The 16,691-nt window shown below is 59.9% G+C and carries 12 protein-coding genes; 11 read left to right on the top strand and 1 reads right to left on the bottom strand.

Annotated features, from left to right (window positions below):
* The first annotated feature begins 86 nt into the window (after positions 1 to 86).
* The 5 genes from ACZ9BB_RS17105 to argR all read left to right on the top strand — a co-directional run bounded on the left by ACZ9BB_RS17105 (position 87) and on the right by argR (position 4,471).
* Positions 87 to 776 (top strand): ABC transporter permease, encoded by a 690-nt coding sequence (locus ACZ9BB_RS17105; protein ID WP_007951063.1) that lies wholly within the window; start codon positions 87 to 89, stop codon positions 774 to 776.
* Positions 773 to 1,471 carry an ABC transporter permease gene (locus tag ACZ9BB_RS17100; RefSeq protein ID WP_476214749.1) on the top strand — a complete coding sequence of 233 codons (699 nt, stop codon included), beginning with the start codon at positions 773 to 775 and terminating at the stop codon, positions 1,469 to 1,471. Before ACZ9BB_RS17105 ends, ACZ9BB_RS17100 begins: the two co-directional genes overlap by 4 nt.
* 1 nt (position 1,472) lies before the next feature.
* Positions 1,473 to 2,585 carry a M14 family metallopeptidase gene (locus tag ACZ9BB_RS17095; protein WP_476214748.1) on the top strand — a complete coding sequence of 371 codons (1,113 nt, stop codon included), beginning with the start codon at positions 1,473 to 1,475 and terminating at the stop codon, positions 2,583 to 2,585.
* Positions 2,586 to 2,612: 27 nt separating this feature from the next.
* Complete coding sequence (locus tag ACZ9BB_RS17090; RefSeq protein WP_476214747.1) at positions 2,613 to 3,377, top strand: ABC transporter ATP-binding protein; 765 nt, start codon at positions 2,613 to 2,615, stop codon at positions 3,375 to 3,377.
* A gap of 113 nt (positions 3,378 to 3,490) precedes the next feature.
* Positions 3,491 to 4,471 carry a transcriptional regulator ArgR gene (argR, locus tag ACZ9BB_RS17085; protein ID WP_476214746.1) on the top strand — a complete coding sequence of 327 codons (981 nt, stop codon included), beginning with the start codon at positions 3,491 to 3,493 and terminating at the stop codon, positions 4,469 to 4,471.
* 34 nt (positions 4,472 to 4,505) lie between these two features.
* On the opposite strand, the gene ACZ9BB_RS17080 is transcribed toward argR, so the two are convergent.
* On the bottom strand, positions 4,506 to 9,539 hold the full coding sequence (locus tag ACZ9BB_RS17080; protein ID WP_476214745.1) for a dermonecrotic toxin domain-containing protein: 5,034 nt from the start codon (positions 9,537 to 9,539) through the stop codon (positions 4,506 to 4,508).
* A 306-nt stretch (positions 9,540 to 9,845) separates the two neighbouring features.
* Here ACZ9BB_RS17080 and ACZ9BB_RS17075 point away from each other — a divergent pair, with 306 nt between their 5' ends.
* The 6 genes from ACZ9BB_RS17075 to ACZ9BB_RS17050 all read left to right on the top strand — a co-directional run bounded on the left by ACZ9BB_RS17075 (position 9,846) and on the right by ACZ9BB_RS17050 (position 16,684).
* Positions 9,846 to 11,066 carry an aspartate aminotransferase family protein gene (locus ACZ9BB_RS17075; protein WP_476214744.1) on the top strand — a complete coding sequence of 407 codons (1,221 nt, stop codon included), beginning with the start codon at positions 9,846 to 9,848 and terminating at the stop codon, positions 11,064 to 11,066.
* A 198-nt stretch (positions 11,067 to 11,264) separates the two neighbouring features.
* Positions 11,265 to 12,284: an arginine/ornithine succinyltransferase subunit alpha gene (gene aruF / locus ACZ9BB_RS17070; protein ID WP_007904685.1), complete on the top strand. Its 1,020-nt coding sequence runs from the start codon at positions 11,265 to 11,267 to the stop codon at positions 12,282 to 12,284.
* Between the two features lie 74 nt (positions 12,285 to 12,358).
* Positions 12,359 to 13,384 (top strand): arginine N-succinyltransferase, encoded by a 1,026-nt coding sequence (gene astA, locus ACZ9BB_RS17065; protein WP_476214743.1) that lies wholly within the window; start codon positions 12,359 to 12,361, stop codon positions 13,382 to 13,384.
* Positions 13,381 to 14,850 (top strand): succinylglutamate-semialdehyde dehydrogenase, encoded by a 1,470-nt coding sequence (astD, locus tag ACZ9BB_RS17060; RefSeq protein WP_476218340.1) that lies wholly within the window; start codon positions 13,381 to 13,383, stop codon positions 14,848 to 14,850. The genes astA and astD overlap by 4 nt, the downstream gene beginning before the upstream one ends.
* 140 nt (positions 14,851 to 14,990) lie before the next feature.
* Positions 14,991 to 16,337, top strand: coding sequence for an N-succinylarginine dihydrolase (gene astB, locus ACZ9BB_RS17055; RefSeq protein ID WP_476214742.1), 1,347 nt, complete (start codon positions 14,991 to 14,993; stop codon positions 16,335 to 16,337).
* A gap of 56 nt (positions 16,338 to 16,393) precedes the next feature.
* The gene (locus ACZ9BB_RS17050; protein WP_258699500.1) at positions 16,394 to 16,684 is read left to right on the top strand and encodes a topoisomerase II; all 291 of its coding nucleotides are present in this window, start codon (positions 16,394 to 16,396) and stop codon (positions 16,682 to 16,684) included.
* Positions 16,685 to 16,691 lie beyond the last annotated feature (7 nt).

Below are 16,691 nucleotides of genomic sequence, written 5' to 3'. Positions count from 1 at the left end.
CCCCGCAACAAGTCCGAAATGGCGCAAGCAACAGGATCTCTGAGGTTTGCGCCATTTTTTCATCCCAACTTTCGAGGACCTGAATCATGTTGAAAGGCTACGGGGCTGTCATCCTCGATGGCGCATGGCTGACGCTTCAGCTCGCCTTGTCGTCCATGGCCCTGGCCATCGTTCTGGGGCTGATCGGCGTTGCGCTGCGTCTGTCGCCGGTGCGCTGGCTGGCCTGGCTGGGCGATCTGTATTCCACGGTGATCCGCGGTATTCCAGATCTGGTGCTGATCCTGCTGATTTTCTACGGCGGCCAGGACCTGCTCAACCGCGTTGCGCCGATGCTCGGCTATGACGACTACATCGACCTGAACCCGTTGGCCGCCGGCATCGGCACCCTGGGCTTCATCTTCGGTGCGTACCTGTCGGAGACCTTCCGTGGTGCCTTCATGGCAATCCCGAAGGGTCAGGCAGAAGCCGGCATGGCGTACGGCATGAGCAGTTTTCAGGTGTTCTTCCGGGTGTTGGTGCCGCAGATGATTCGTCTGGCGATTCCGGGTTTTACCAACAACTGGCTGGTACTGACCAAGGCGACCGCGCTGATTTCGGTGGTCGGTCTGCAAGACATGATGTTCAAGGCCAAGCAGGCGGCAGACGCTACCCGCGAGCCTTTCACCTTCTTCCTCGCGGTGGCGGCGATGTACCTGGTGATCACCAGCGTCTCGTTGCTGGCATTGCGTCACCTTGAGAAGCGCTACTCGGTAGGCGTAAGGGCGGCTGATCTATGATCTTCGACTACAACGTCATTTGGGAGGCCTTGCCGCTGTACTTCGGCGGCCTGGTGACCACCCTCAAACTGCTCGCACTGTCGCTGTTCTTCGGCTTGCTGGCGGCACTGCCGCTGGGGCTGATGCGCGTTTCCAAGCAGCCGATCGTCAACATGAGTGCCTGGCTGTTCACCTACGTGATTCGCGGCACGCCGATGCTGGTGCAGCTGTTTTTGATCTACTACGGCCTGGCACAGTTCGAAACGGTACGTGAAAGCTTCCTCTGGCCGTGGCTGTCCAGCGCCTCATTCTGTGCGTGCCTGGCGTTCGCTATCAACACCAGCGCCTACACCGCTGAAATCATCGCCGGCAGCCTGCGCGCCACGCCGAACGGTGAGATCGAAGCGGCCAAGGCCATGGGCATGTCGCGGATCAAAATGTATAAGCGGATCTTGCTGCCATCGGCCCTGCGCCGGGCGCTGCCGCAGTACAGCAACGAAGTGATCATGATGCTGCAGACCACCAGTCTGGCGTCCATCGTGACCCTGATCGACATCACCGGTGCCGCGCGCACGGTCAATGCCCAGTTCTACTTGCCGTTCGAGGCCTACATCACCGCCGGCCTGTTCTACCTGTGCCTGACCTTCATTCTGGTGCGCCTGTTCAAGATGGCCGAGCACCGTTGGCTGGGCTATCTGGCCCCGCGGAAGCACTGATATGGAACGCATCGATCATGTATTGCCGTGGAGCCACCTGGGCAGCGAACGCCGGACTTCGGTGTTCCGCTTTGGTACTGGCGAGCGCAAGGCCTACATCCAGGCCAGCCTGCACGCCGATGAACTGCCGGGGATGCGCACGGCCTGGGAGCTGAAAAAGCGCCTGACCGAACTCGAAGCCCAAGGCTTGCTCAACGGTGTGATCGAGCTGGTGCCGGTGGCCAACCCACTGGGCCTCGGTCAACTGCTTCAGGGTAACCATCAGGGGCGTTTCGAGGCCGGCAGCGGCAAGAACTTCAACCGGGATTTCGTCGAGCTGAGCGCGCCAGTGGCCGCTGAGCTTCAAGGGCATCTGGGGGATGATCCTCACGCCAATATCCGGTTGATCCGTGAAACCATGAGCGACGTGCTGGCTGCATTGCCGCCGGCTGCCAGTCAGTTGCAAGGCATGCAGCGCATCTTGCTCAGCCATGCCTGCACCGCCGACGTGGTGCTGGATCTGCATTGCGATTGCGAAGCGGCGCTGCACATGTACGCCTTGCCGCAACACTGGCCGCAATGGCGTTCACTGGCTGCGCACTTGAACGTCAAGGTCGGTTTGCTGGCGGAAGATTCCGGCGGCAGTTCCTTTGACGAAGCCTGTTCGCTGCCGTGGCTGCGTTTGTCGCGTCTGTTCCCGGATGCGCAGATTCCGCTGGCCTGCCTGGCGACGACCATCGAGTTGGGGGGCCAATCCGATACCGGTCGCCCAGAGGCGGTGGCTTACGCCGAAGGCATTCTGGCGTTCCTCGCGGAACAAGGCTTGATCAGCGGCGAATGGCCAATGCCTGCGCAAGAGGCTTGTGAAGGCCTGCCGTTCGAAGGCACCGAATTGCTGTTCGCGCCGCATCCTGGCGTGGTGAGTTTTCTGCGTAAACCCGGTGAGTGGGTTGAGGCGGGCGACGAGATTTTTGAAGTGATCGATCCGTTATCGGATCGGGTCAGCACGGTGTGTGCTGGTACGTCCGGGGTGCTGTTTGCCATTGAACGGCTGCGTTATGCCCAACCCGGTTTCTGGCTGGCCAAGGTGGCGGGGCGCGAAGCGCTGCGTCACGGGCGCTTGCTCAACGACTGACTGACTGCTTTTGTGAGAACCGACCGCATGTACAAACTTGAAGTCCAAGACCTGCATAAACGCTATGGCAGTCACGAAGTGCTCAAGGGCGTGTCCCTGAAAGCGGCGGCTGGCGATGTGATCAGCATCATCGGCTCCAGTGGCTCCGGCAAAAGTACTTTCCTGCGTTGCATCAACCTGCTCGAGCAGCCGCACGCGGGCAAGATTCTGCTCAACAACGAAGAGCTGAAACTGGTTGCCAACAAGGACGGCGCGCTCAAGGCCGCCGACCCGAAACAGCTGCAACGCATGCGTTCGCGTCTGTCGATGGTGTTCCAGCATTTCAATCTGTGGTCGCACATGACCGCGATGGAAAACATCATGGAAGCGCCGGTCCACGTACTCGGCGTGTCCAAGGCCGAGGCTCGCGAGAAGGCTGAGCATTACCTGAACAAGGTCGGTGTTGCTCATCGCAAAGACGCTTACCCGGGCCACATGTCCGGCGGTGAACAACAGCGTGTGGCGATTGCCCGTGCGCTGGCGATGGAACCTGAGGTGATGCTGTTCGACGAACCGACCTCGGCACTCGACCCGGAGCTGGTCGGTGACGTACTCAAAGTCATGCAGGCCCTGGCACAGGAAGGCCGGACCATGGTGGTGGTGACGCACGAAATGGGCTTTGCCCGTGAAGTGTCCAATCAACTGGTTTTCCTGCACAAAGGCGTCGTCGAAGAAAGCGGCAACCCGCGCGAAGTGCTGGTCAATCCGCAGTCGGAACGTTTGCAACAATTCCTCTCGGGTAGCCTCAAGTAATCGCTCCCGTTACGCACCAAATTAGGTCATGCTGCGCACCGCGCCCCAGATGGTCTAATTTGGTTGCAGCCGCCTTCGGCTTCTAACAATGTTTTCGTTTCGGATTGCCCGCCATGACTGCCCATCGAATTGGTTTCCTGATTTGGCCCAGCACTAAAGCTCTGACGCTTGCGCTGGCTGAGGAGGCCTTGCGTGTTGCCCAGCGTGTGCATCCGGACGTTGTCTACGAACTGTCGTTCTTGCAGGCCGAGCCGCCGACCGAAGGCGCCTGGCAATTGCCAGGTGAACCGTGGTCCGGCAAGCTCGAAAACTTCCAGAAACTGTTCCTGCTCGCCGACGAACCACCGACCTCACTTGCGCCGGCGCTCAGCAGTGCGCTGAAACAACTGGTGCGCGCCGGGTGTGTAATCGGCGGGTTGTCGGCCGGTGTTTACCCGTTGGCGCAATTGGGTTTGCTCGACGGTTATCGCGCTGCCGTGCATTGGCGCTGGCAGGACGATTTCGCCGAGCGTTTCCCGAAGGTGATTGCCACCAGTCACCTGTTCGACTGGGATCGCGATCGCTTGACCGCGTGCGGCGGCATGTCGGTACTCGACCTGTTGTTGGCGGTGCTGGCCCGCGATCACGGCGCCGAACTGGCCGGTGCGGTGTCGGAAGAGCTGGTGGTCGAGCGCATCCGCGAGGGCGGCGAACGCCAACGCATTCCGCTGCAGAACCGCCTCGGTTCCAGTCATCCGAAGCTCACCCAAGCGGTGTTGCTGATGGAAGCCAACATTGAAGAACCGCTGACCACCGACGAAATCGCCCAGCACGTGTGCGTATCGCGTCGGCAGCTGGAGCGGATCTTCAAGCAGTACCTCAACCGTGTGCCGAGCCAGTACTACCTGGAACTGCGCCTGAACAAGGCCCGGCAAATGCTGATGCAAACCAGCAAGTCGATCATCCAGATCGGCCTGTCATGTGGCTTCTCTTCGGGGCCGCACTTCTCCAGCGCCTATCGCAACTTCTTCGGCGCCACGCCGCGGGAAGACCGCAACCAGCGGCGCAGCAGCAGCCCGTTCGAGTTGTCGTCGGTGCCTTCCGAACGCGGTTGAATCGGCGCCAGGCTGCACTCGAACCCGACGTTGATTATTCTTCAACCTCTGAGTCTCCAGAAGACGACACCTCCACCTGCGCGTTGTCGACGATCGCATCGAGTCCGAAGTCAACGTTGTTCAGCCGGAAATAATCGAAGAGTCGTCGAAGGCTGTCTGCGGACAACGGATTCCCTCTCAGGTTGAAGGCTTCGCCGATTTCCATCGGCAGCTCCAGAATATCGCTGGGTATTTCAATGATCCCGTTTGCGCTCAGGTCTACCACGTCCAGAAACTGGAGTTGCAGCAGGCCCGTAGGCAGTTCTGTGATACCGGTGCTGTTCAGCAGCAGTACGGCAAGGTCGTGCATCTGGCTGACGTCGGGTGCCAGCCCCAATGGGTTGTTGCTCAGCTCCAGATAATCCAGGCGTTCCATTTGTGCCAGTTCGAGCACGGTTTGCGCGGTCAGGGTGAGTTGACACCGGGTCAGAGCCAGCGTTGTCAGATCGCCCATCCTGAACACCGAGTCGGGTATTTCGCCCAGCCTGTATTCGCGGATGGTCAGGCTTTTGAGCCGGGGGAAGCACTCCAGAAAAGGCCCGGCCCCTGAAGTCAGTCCGGCATTGCTGTGCAGATAGAGCAGCGAGACGTGACTGAAATCGGCGCTCAGTACCGGCAGGTTGCCAGTGATGTTGATGGTCAGCGTCAAATCATAGGTGGGTGTCAGTGTCGCGTTGAAGCCATCCACATTGGTTTCATGGCGCCAGCAACGCTCCAGAATCCGTTTGGTTTCAATTCGGTTCAACTCTTCGAGTACCCGCTCCACGTCCGTCAGGGCTTGGCCAGAAACCGGGTGGTGGGTGGGAATGTCCTGGGTCCAGATTTCCAGGGTGGTCCTCAGCGTTTCGAACTCGCCTTCCAGGCGTGTCAGCTCTGTTTGGCCTTCTTGCAGTGTGCCAGGCAGGCGATAAATGAAATCGCTGGCTCGCTCTTGATCCAGTCGCGGATAGAGTCGTTGTAATCGTTGGATATCCGCCTGTTCAGCAAAGACACCGAAGTCAAGGCCGGTCTTGACGAAGTAGCGCTTGATGCGTTCGCGGCCTGCTGCGCAAATCGGGTTGCCGCCCAGGTCAAAGCCATTCTGTATGTCCGGTGGCAATTCGAAGAGGGCGGCAGGCAGTTCCGGGATTCGATTGTCATTGAGCAGGGCGGTTCGAAGGTGGGGGCGCGTCAGCAAACCGGTGGGAATGCTGGAGATGCCGGTCCCTGCCACATCGATGTAATCCAGATCGGGCATGTTTTCGACGTTGGGGAGTAACCCCAGCGGATTTTGATACAGATCCAGTGTTGTCAGCTCGCCCAGCGCAGCGAGTGTCGCCTGGCTCTGCGGGGTGAGGGTGAGCGCACAGTCGCTGATAATCAGTTCGTTGAGGTGCGGCCATTGGGTGATGGCGTCCGGGAGAGTACCAAGGTTGAAATTGCGCAGGGCCAAACGATGCAGTCCGGAGAAGCGCCTCAAGAATCCATTTACGCCCCGAGTGGCTCGATGGCCGGCCAATGCCAGGTTGTCCACGTGAGCGAAATCGGCGCTCAGCACCGGGAGTTCGCCCAAAATCGGCCGTGAAAAAATAAAATCGACGTGCCAGGTGTCGGTCAGAGGGTGGGAGGCCTGCCGACGCCAGCAGTCGAGCAGCTGGTTCATGAACTGCCTGCGATTGCGTTGTTGTGTGGAGAACTGGTTGGCGACGATTCTGACATCGGTATCCGGGATATACAGCGGGATATCGCCGGTCCAGAGTTGCAGTTCACCGACGAGCCTTTCGTGTTCGCCGATCAGTCGCGTCAATTCTGCTCGCGGTCCGCTCGGATGCAGTTGTAGCCGTTCGACGTACGCCTGCAGTTCTTCGGCCGAAAGATGGGGGAACAGACTATGGGCTCTGGCTTGTAACGTCGGTGGCTGGTCCGGCATACGCCGATAGCCTTCGGAGCCGCCCAGCAGACGCATCACTGACGGGTCGTAAGTGGGTTTGAAGATGGGGTGATGCGATAGCAGTGCGCGCAACTCGTCGCGGCTCAAGGCATGTTCGCGGATCGATTGTTTGAGTTTTTCACCCTCGCCGATGTGGATCTTCAGCGCGGTACGCCCCGGGTCGGGGAATGCCTGCAGCAGGCTGGCATACAGATCGCTGGCGGAATTGAGTGCCTGGCCTGTCTCGTCATAGGCCTGAAACGGGCCCTCTTCGGTCATGACCAGGACCTTGTGCAGGGGCGCATCCGTTTTGCCGACGCTGTCGATCAGCAGTCCCTCATAGCGGTACTGCCGGAGTTCGATGCGCAGTTGCCCCGACCACCCCGGCAAACGTTCCAGCGAGTGCAGGGCCAGTCGCTGCGTATCGAGGTTATCGGCGGTCGACTTCAGCTCAAGGCCTTCGTAGGCGCGTGTCACTCGTGTTTGCAAAGCGGCCTCACGGCTCAGTTCCTCCAGCCGTCTGGATAATGTTCCGTGTTTGAGTTGTTGCAGTTCCTGGTCGCTCGCCGTGTCGAGCACCGCTTCTGCGAGGCTCGTCGGCAGGCCGGGTTCGGCGTTGATGATGGTGTGTGTCAGGGCGCGAGCGCCGCGTTCGAGTTTGCGGTAGCGATAGTCGAACAAGGTGGCTCTTTTGCGTTCGGCAATCTCTGCCAGCGTGCGACGCAGTGTGCGAGTGCGGGTGTCGAGACGGGCGACGGGGGCTCCGAATTCTTCGCCCATCAGCGTTTTTATTTCGGCTTCATCCAGTGTCAGAAGAAACGTTTTGAGCAAGTCGCCGTCGTTCATTTGAGTGACATCGATTTGCAGGTCCGGCACCGCGGAGCCGGGGCTTTGCCAGAGGGTTTGAGCCTTTTCATCAATCAGGCGCAGGCCTTTTCGCTCGGGCCAGTATCCGTTTTCGTGGAGTAACTCCAGTTGTGTCACGGGATCGGCCTTGAGGAAGTCTTCAGGCCGGTCGCTGTTCATCTGTTCGATAAAGGTTTGAATGTCCTGTTCGATCCTGAACCGTTTGAGTGTGTCGGCGAGCAACGGCGGCAGCCGTTCGACGTCCGCGTGCATCTTGCGCAGCGCGTTTTCATGGCTGCCGCTGATCTTGAGCATTCGCTCACGCTCGGTGGCGGAAAAACGTTCCATGTCGGGACCGATACGGCGTAACAGCGTGGCCTGATCCCATTCCAGCGGTTGGTCCAGTTCGGTCTGCCAGGCACCTTCGCCATTGTGTTTCAGCACAGGTTTATAGGCGTCGGGGCGAGACGGGTGGTCGAGGCGGTGCTGGCCGGTTTGCGGATCCTCGATCACGGCATAGAGTTTGTCTTCCAGCCTCAACAGGGATTTGCCCCGATGGTTGTGCAGCCCGCGTTCGTCGGTTGGGGAACCCTTGGGCAGTTCTGTGCGCTGCTCGAACGGAGCCAGGTCGGGATTCCAGTAGCGGGTGTCGCCATTCGGTGTCTTGATCGGTTTGAAGCGGTCAATGAACGCAACGACTTCTCGGGGCAGGACTGAGCGAAACTCCCCCACGGCGAGAGCGCCTCCTACCGCAAAGGTGCCCAGCTGTACGGCGGACTGAACCGTCGCCATGAAATGCTCGAGCGCTTCATCTGTCAGGCCTTCTGCCCAGTCGACGATGCCTTCGAAGGTCTCGTCGAGCAATTGGTACGCCACGTAGGCCAGCATCAGTTCGCCGAGGAACGGTACGAACGGCAGGGCGACAAAGGCGGCGATGTTCAACAGCGCCGAGGCAATTTCTGTGAAGGAGTCCCATAACGCCCATCGGGCTTTTTGGTCGACCAGGGCAGTGGATACTGCGATGCCCCGTGCATCGTTGAGGATCTTGTCCAGTTTGCGCTGGTAGAGATGAGTCCACAGATCGCCCTGGATCGGCGCTGCCGCCATTTGCAGGCTGACGCGCTGGTCTGGATTTTCTCTCCACGTGGGGCGCGAATCGCCAGGTTGAAGCGGTTGCCAGGTGATGGGGGTGAGGCGGTTGTTCAGCTGAGCGAAAAAGTGTCCGCGATCCTCGTGGTCGATAAAGCGACTGAAGAACTGTTGATAGTCATGGCTGCGCAAACGCTGGATCAGTTCCTGGGCGAATGCGCCGGTGGAGGAATACTCCTTGATCGGGTGTTCGGGGTCATCGGGAATATAGGCCACTACCCGAACCGTTTCGTGCGAACGCTCCAGATCCGGGGCAAACAGCACGATACCGGTCAGGTTGGCGTTCATGATTGTCAGTTCATGGCAGCCCCATTCCTGGCCGCGCAGGCGCAAGTGTTGCAAGCCATCCAATAAGCCAAGGATCAGTTGATGAACATCACCGCCAAGCTTGTTTTGCATGTACGCCAGTTGCAGGGCGGCGGTGAGTGCCGCTGTCTGGCTGTTGCGAACTTTGGATTGCAGGACCGCCGTCGCCACCGGATTGCGCAGGCCCAGGTTTTCTTCGAGGTGCTCTTTGTAGCGTTCGCCAATATCCAGTTCCCGGCACAATCGGGTAAATGCAGCGATGGGCATTTTTTGCAGGATATGCGGCAGTTGTTTGAATTGCCCGGTGGAAGACGGCGGGGTGATATAGGTGGAAGCGGACTCAAAGGCCTGGTCTGTCGTCTCGCTGCTTTCAAAATTGTGCAGTGCGGCATCCAGCAGCGACACGGTCCAGATGCGTGCTGCCCCGGACTTCAATCGCAGCCAGGGAATGCGGGCAGGAATATAAAGACGCAAAAAGGTATGGCTGACATCCAGTTCCAGCCCAAAGCGTTTCTTGATCTCGGCTGCAAGTATTGGCTCGGCAAAGGTGCTGGCGTTTTGTAGGCGCGCCAAGGCCCGATCGACACGGTTTTGCGCCTCCCAATGCCGTGCATTGAGTTTGCCCAGTTCGACGTGCTGTGCCCTGGAGGCTGCCTTGAGTTCAGCGGGTAGCTGCGGTTTGACCTTCAGCAGGGCTTCGCGCTTTTGTGCGTTCGCCTGCATCAGCCAGGAGGGAATGACGCTCATCAGGTGCTGATAGTGCACATCCGGCCTGAAAGATGGCATCGAAGCGTCTGGGTGTTCGGTGTTCATGTTCATGGAAGAGGTCGTCTGGGTTCGAAAGACCTCTAGCAAAACCCATCAGCCTGAATTGCGTGCGGTACATATTTACCGCCATTGGCAACACCGCATCAGATAGAACTGAGCACGCCTGCCGCAAACCCCGCCAGCAGTTTAAACTGCGCCTTTGCGACGCTATTTGTCGCATTGCCGTAAACCCGGGCAAAACCTGTGTTTGCGCTATAAGAAGTTGTCGCTTGGCGGCAAGGCCGGGCTGAAAACTGTCCTTACAATCCCCTCATCGCTCGCCAGTTTCAGGCGAGTGTTCCTCATCAGGAGACTCCGATGTCCGTTGAGCACGCTGCGGTAGAACGCGCCGATTTTGACCAGGTAATGGTTCCCAACTATGCGCCTGCCGCTTTCATTCCTGTGCGTGGCGCCGGTTCCCGTGTCTGGGACCAGTCTGGCCGCGAGCTGATCGACTTCGCCGGCGGGATTGCCGTTAACGTATTGGGCCATGCGCACCCGGCGCTGGTCGCTGCATTGACCGAGCAGGCGAACAAGCTGTGGCACGTGTCCAACGTGTTCACCAATGAGCCGGCCTTGCGCCTGGCCCATAAGCTGGTCGACGCCACCTTTGCCGAGCGTGTGTTCTTCTGCAACTCCGGCGCCGAAGCCAACGAGGCCGCCTTCAAGCTGGCCCGTCGCGTGGCCCATGACCGTTTCGGTACCGAGAAGTACGAAATCGTTGCCGCGCTCAATAGCTTCCACGGCCGTACCCTGTTCACGGTGAACGTCGGTGGCCAGTCGAAGTACTCCGACGGCTTCGGTCCGAAGATCACCGGCATTACCCACGTGCCTTACAACGATCTGGCCGCGCTCAAAGCCGCTGTTTCCGACAAGACTTGTGCGGTGGTTCTGGAACCGATCCAGGGCGAAGGCGGCGTGCTGCCGGCCGAACTGGCTTACCTGCAAGGTGCTCGTGAGCTGTGCGACGCGCACAACGCGCTGCTGGTGTTCGACGAAGTCCAGACCGGCATGGGCCGTAGCGGCGAGCTGTTCGCCTACATGCACTACGGCGTGACCCCGGACATCCTGACCAGCGCCAAGAGCCTGGGTGGCGGTTTCCCGATCGCTGCGATGCTGACCACCGAAGACCTGGCCAAACACCTGGTCGTCGGCACCCACGGCACCACTTACGGCGGCAACCCGCTGGCGTGCGCTGTCGCTGAAGCGGTGATCGATGTGATCAACACGCCCGAAGTGCTGAACGGCGTCAAAGCCAAGCACGACAAGTTCAAGGCCCGTCTTGAGCAGATCGGCGAGAAATACGGCCTCTTCACTCAGGTCCGTGGCCTGGGCCTGTTGCTTGGCTGCGTGCTGAACGATGCCTGGAAAGGCAAAGCCAAGGACATCTTCAACGCCGCCGAGCGTGAAGGCCTGATGATTCTGCAAGCCGGCCCGGACGTGATTCGTTTCGCCCCAAGCCTGGTGGTTGAAGACGCCGATATCGATGCCGGTCTGGACCGCTTCGAACGCGCCGTGGCCAAGCTGACGCAAGCCTGATCGACCCTTCGACGCCTGATGATTCAGGCGTCGAACCAAATTTTTATGCCGTGCCCGCTCTTCTGTAGGAGCGAAGCTTGCTCGCGAAGGTGTGTCAGCCACCGTGATGTCGACTGACACACCTTCGCGAGCAAGCTTCGCTCCTACAAGGGTTCGGCTTATTTTCCTCAAAGAGTTTTTCGAGAAAGGAGTGACACCATGCTGGTGATGCGCCCCGCGCAAATGGCTGATCTGGGCGAGGTACAGCGTCTGGCTGCGGACAGCCCGATTGGTGTCACTTCCTTGCCGGATGACGTTGAACGTCTGAGCGACAAGATCGCCGCAAGCGAAGCCTCTTTCGCCGCCGAAGTCAGCTTCAACGGTGAGGAGAGCTATTTCTTCGTCCTTGAAGACACCGCAACCGGCAAGCTGGTCGGGTGTTCGGCCATCGTGGCCTCGGCCGGTTATTCCGAGCCGTTCTACAGCTTTCGTAACGAAACCTTCGTGCATGCCTCCCGCGAGCTGAAGATTCACAACAAGATCCACGTGCTCTCCCAGTGTCACGATCTGACTGGTAACAGCTTGCTGACCAGTTTCTACGTGAAGCCGGAGTTGGTGGGTTCGCCTTGGGCGGAGCTCAACTCCCGTGGTCGCTTGTTGTTCGTAGCCAGCCACCCGGAGCGTTTTGCCGATTCGGTGGTGACCGAGATCGTCGGTTACAGCGATGAAAATGGCGACTCGCCGTTCTGGGATGCCATCGGTCGCAACTTCTTCGACCTCAACTACGCCGCCGCCGAGCGTCTGTGTGGCCTGAAAAGCCGCACGTTCCTGGCCGAGCTGATGCCGCATTACCCGATCTACGTGCCGTTGCTGCCGGACTCCGCTCAAGAGGCGATGGGCCAGGTACACCCGCGTGCGCAAATCACCTTCGACATCCTGATGCGCGAAGGCTTCGAGACCGATCACTACATCGACATTTTCGACGGTGGCCCGACCCTGCATGCCCGCGTCTCGGGGATCCGTTCGATCGCCCAGAGCCGCGTGGTGCCGGTGAAAATCGGCGAACCGGTCAAAGGTGCCGGTCGTCAGTATCTGGTGGCCAATGCCCAGTTGCAGGATTACCGAGCTGTTTTGCTTGAGCTCGATTACGCGCCAGGCAAACCCGTGACCCTGGATCTTGAAGCGGCCGAAGCCTTGGGCGTCGGTGAAGGTGCCAGCGTGCGCCTGGTGGCGGTTTAACGCCTGCTTTAAAGAACGCTTAGTAAAGCAGCGAGTTTCACGGGTGGCTCAAGCGGCCCGTTTGAGGAGATAGCATGATCGTTCGTCCCGTACGCAGCAGCGATTTACCCGCTCTGATCGACCTGGCCCGCAGCACCGGCACCGGCCTGACCACTTTGCCGGCCAACGAAGAACGTCTGGCCCATCGGGTCGGCTGGGCCGAGAAAACCTTCCGCGGCGAAGCCGGGCGGGGCGATGCGGACTACCTGTTCGTACTCGAAGACGACATTGGCCGTGTGGTGGGCATTTCCGCCATTGCCGGCGCTGTCGGCCTGCGTGAGCCCTGGTACAACTTCCGGGTGGGCCTGACGGTCAGCGCCTCGCAAGAGCTGAACATCTATCGCGAAATTCCGACGCTGTTCCTGGCCAACGACCTGACCGGCAACTCTGAACTGTGCTCGCTGTTCCTGCATGCCGATTATCGCAGTGGCCTCAATGGCCGCATGCTGGCCAAGGCGCGTCTGCTGTTCATCGCCGAGTTCCCGCAGCTGTTCGGCAACAAGATCATTGCCGAGATGCGTGGCATGTCCGACGCGGCGGGCCGATCGCCGTTCTGGGAAAGCCTGGGTCGGCACTTCTTCAAGATGGAATTCAGCCAGGCCGATTACCTGACAGGTGTGGGCAACAAGGCGTTCATCGCCGAACTGATGCCGAAATTCCCGCTGTACACCTGCTTCCTGTCCGAAGATGCGCGCAACGTAATCGGCCAGGTTCATCCGGACACCGAGCCGGCGCTGGCGATGCTCAAGAGTGAAGGTTTCAGCTATCAAGGCTACGTCGACATCTTCGACGCCGGTCCGGCCGTGGAATGTGAAACCACCAAGATTCGCGCGGTGCGCGACAGCCAGGCGCTGGTGCTGGCCATCGGCACCCCGGGTGACGACGCCACGCCATTCCTGATTCATAACCGCAAGCGCGAAGACTGCCGGATTACTGCCGCGCCAGCACGCTTCGCCGCCGGCACTCTGGTGGTCGATCCGCTGACCGCCAAACGCCTTCAACTCAATGCTGGCGATCAAGTACGCGCCGTTCCGTTGTCTGCTGCTCGGGAGTCGAAATAATGAATTCGCTATACATCGCCGGTGAATGGCTGGCTGGCCAGGGTGAAAACTTTCAATCGGTGAACCCGGTGACCCAGCAAGTGCTGTGGACCGGCGAAGGTGCCACCACTGCTCAGGTCGAGTCGGCTGTGCAAGCCGCGCGTCAGGCGTTCCCGGGCTGGGCCCGTCGTACCCTGGAAGAGCGCATCGGCGTGCTCGAAGCCTTTGCCGCCGCGCTGAAGAATCACGCTGACGAACTGGCTCGCACCATCGGTGAAGAAACCGGCAAACCCCTGTGGGAAGCGGCGACTGAAGTCACCAGCATGGTCAACAAGATTGCCATCTCGGTGCAGAGCTACCGCGAACGTACCGGCGAGAAGAGCGGTCCGTTGGGCGACGCCACCGCTGTATTGCGTCACAAGCCGCACGGCGTAGTGGCGGTGTTCGGTCCTTACAACTTCCCCGGTCACTTGCCGAACGGTCACATCGTGCCGGCGCTGCTGGCCGGTAACAGTGTGCTGTTCAAGCCGAGTGAGCTGACCCCGAAAGTGGCTGAGCTGACGGTCAAGTGCTGGATCGAAGCCGGTCTGCCGGCCGGTGTGCTGAACCTGCTGCAAGGCGCTCGCGAAACCGGTATCGCCCTGGCGGCGAACCCGGGCATCGACGGTCTGTTCTTCACCGGTTCCAGCCGTACCGGCAATCACCTGCACAAGCAGTTTTCCGGTCGTCCAGACAAAATCCTCGCGCTGGAAATGGGCGGTAACAACCCACTGGTGGTGGATCAGGTCGCGGACCTCGATGCCGCTGTTTACACCATCATCCAGTCGGCGTTCATTTCCGCCGGCCAGCGATGCACCTGTGCCCGTCGCTTGCTGGTGCCGCAAGGCGCCTGGGGCGACACGCTGCTGGCGCGTCTGGTGGCGGTCAGTTCGACGATTGAAGTCGGCGCGTTCGATCAGCAACCGCCACCGTTCATGGGCTCGGTGATTTCCCTCGGCGCTGCGAAAGCGTTGATGGAGGCGCAAGAGCATCTATTGGCCAACGGCGCCGTGGCGCTTTTGGAAATGACTCAGCCTCAGGCTCAGGCCGCCTTGCTCACTCCTGGCATTCTGGACGTGACAGCGGTTGCCGATCGCCCGGACGAAGAGCTGTTCGGTCCGCTGCTGCAAGTGATCCGCTACGCTGATTTTGAAGCGGCGATCGCTGAAGCCAACGACACCGACTATGGCCTGGCGGCCGGTCTGCTGTCGGATTCCGAAGCACGTTATCAGCAGTTCTGGCTGGAAAGCCGTGCCGGTATCGTCAATTGGAACAAGCAACTGACGGGTGCGGCGAGCAGCGCACCATTCGGCGGTGTCGGTGCCTCGGGCAACCATCGCGCCAGCGCCTACTACGCCGCGGATTACTGCGCGTACCCGGTGGCCTCGCTGGAAACCCCGAGCCTGGTGTTGCCGACGGCGCTGACCCCGGGCGTGCGCATGTCGTAAGACCGCTTTCGCGGGCAAGCCTTGCTCCTACGGACTCCATCGACCCTGTAGGAGCGAGGCTCGCCCGCGAAGGCCGCACCTCGGTCTTACTGAATTGATACTTGATGCCTATAAAAACAGATTCTCGTGGAGCCTCGCTGATGAAATCCTATGAAGTCAATTTTGACGGTCTAGTGGGGCCGACCCATAACTACGGTGGCCTGTCCTACGGCAACGTCGCGTCCCAGAGCAACAGCCAGCAGTCTTCGAACCCGAAGGAAGCCGCGCTGCAAGGCCTGGCGAAGATGAAAGCGCTGATGGAAATGGGCTTCCAGCAAGGCGTGCTGGCCCCACAAGAACGTCCGGATGTCGCGGCGCTGCGCCGGTTGGGTTTCAGTGGCACCGATGCCCAAGTCATCGAGCAGGCCGCCAAACAGGCGATGCCGCTGCTGGTTGCCAATTGCTCGGCGTCGAGCATGTGGGTGGCCAACGCCGCCACGGTCAGCCCGAGCGCCGACACCGCGGATGGTCGCGTGCATTTCACCGCCGCCAACCTGAACTGCAAGTACCACCGCAGCATCGAACACCCGACCACCAGTCGTGTGCTGGGGGCGATGTTCGCCGATCAGAAACACTTTGCGCACCACGCCGCTTTGCCGGCCGTGGCGCAGTTCGGTGACGAAGGCGCGGCTAACCACACCCGTTTCTGCCGTGACTACGGTGAAGCCGGCGTCGAGTTTTTCGTGTTTGGTCGCAGCGCCTTCGACACCCGTTACCCGGCACCGCAGAAGTACCCGGCGCGCCAGACCCTCGAAGCCTCTCAGGCGGTCGCGCGCCTGCACGGTCTGAGCGATGACGGCGTGGTCTATGCCCAGCAGAATCCTTCGGTGATCGATCAGGGGGTGTTCCACAACGACGTGATCGCAGTCGGTAACGGCGAGGTGTTGTTCTACCACGAGGACGCGTTCCTCGACACCGAACAGATGCTGGCTGAACTGCACGGCAAACTCGCAAAAGTCGGTGGGAAATTTCAGTCGATTTGCGTACCGCGTTCCGCGGTCACCGTGGAAGACGCCGTTCGTTCCTACCTGTTCAATAGCCAGCTGCTGTCGCGTCCTGACGGCTCCATGCTCTTGATCGTGCCGGAAGAATGCCGTGGCAACGCGCGTGTCTGGCAGTACCTGCAAGGCCTGACCAGCTCTGGCGGCCTGATCCGCGAAGTAAAAGTTTTCGATCTCAAGCAGAGCATGCAGAACGGCGGTGGCCCGGCTTGCCTGCGGTTACGCGTCGCACTCAACGAAACCGAACTGGCGGCCGTCAACCAAGGGGTTATCATGACGGCACCGTTGTACGGCACATTGACCGAATGGGTCGACAAGCACTACCGCGACCGCATGACCGAAAACGATCTGGCGGACCCGCAATTGCTGCTTGAGTGCCGGACGGCACTGGATGAACTGACGCAAATCCTTAAACTGGGCGCGGTTTATCCATTCCAGATCAATTGAAAGCCGGCACTGCTTTTCAAGCGGTGCTACTTCATCTCCAGACGAGAGCGTAAAACATGAGCGATACCCTGCAGCTGATCCTTGAAGACACCGACGGCACGCAACTGGAAACTTCCTGCACCCGCGTCGCGGTCATGTGGCAAGGCAAAGAGCTGTGGATCCAGCAGGATGGCCGTGGCCAATTGCTGATCGGCGTGGACGTCGAAGAGGGGGACGCCGAGTACGCCAACCTGCTACTGCGCCCATTGGCGACTAATCTGGTAAGTCTGCAACTGGAGATGGAACCGGCCGACCTCAGTGATGATGAGGACCACGTCCACGGCCCGGATTGCAATCACGACCACTAAGGAAACC

The organism is Pseudomonas sp. TE3552, assembly GCF_056278945.1.
The sequence above is the reverse complement of the archived record's forward strand: the minus strand, read 5'-3'. Positions and strand labels throughout refer to the sequence as shown.

What these genes read in the sequence shown, in the direction of transcription:
- astB (WP_476214742.1), top strand. Translation starts at nt 14,991, where the DNA reads ATGAAATCCTATGAAGTCAATTTTGACGGTCTAGTGGGGCCGACCCAT.
- ACZ9BB_RS17100 (WP_476214749.1), top strand. Translation starts at nt 773, where the DNA reads ATGATCTTCGACTACAACGTCATTTGGGAGGCCTTGCCGCTGTACTTC.
- ACZ9BB_RS17080 (WP_476214745.1), bottom strand. Translation starts at nt 9,539, where the DNA reads ATGAACATGAACACCGAACACCCAGACGCTTCGATGCCATCTTTCAGG.
- argR (WP_476214746.1), top strand. Translation starts at nt 3,491, where the DNA reads ATGACTGCCCATCGAATTGGTTTCCTGATTTGGCCCAGCACTAAAGCT.
- aruF (WP_007904685.1), top strand. Translation starts at nt 11,265, where the DNA reads ATGCTGGTGATGCGCCCCGCGCAAATGGCTGATCTGGGCGAGGTACAG.
- ACZ9BB_RS17090 (WP_476214747.1), top strand. Translation starts at nt 2,613, where the DNA reads ATGTACAAACTTGAAGTCCAAGACCTGCATAAACGCTATGGCAGTCAC.
- ACZ9BB_RS17105 (WP_007951063.1), top strand. Translation starts at nt 87, where the DNA reads ATGTTGAAAGGCTACGGGGCTGTCATCCTCGATGGCGCATGGCTGACG.
- ACZ9BB_RS17050 (WP_258699500.1), top strand. Translation starts at nt 16,394, where the DNA reads ATGAGCGATACCCTGCAGCTGATCCTTGAAGACACCGACGGCACGCAA.
- ACZ9BB_RS17095 (WP_476214748.1), top strand. Translation starts at nt 1,473, where the DNA reads ATGGAACGCATCGATCATGTATTGCCGTGGAGCCACCTGGGCAGCGAA.
- astA (WP_476214743.1), top strand. Translation starts at nt 12,359, where the DNA reads ATGATCGTTCGTCCCGTACGCAGCAGCGATTTACCCGCTCTGATCGAC.
- ACZ9BB_RS17075 (WP_476214744.1), top strand. Translation starts at nt 9,846, where the DNA reads ATGTCCGTTGAGCACGCTGCGGTAGAACGCGCCGATTTTGACCAGGTA.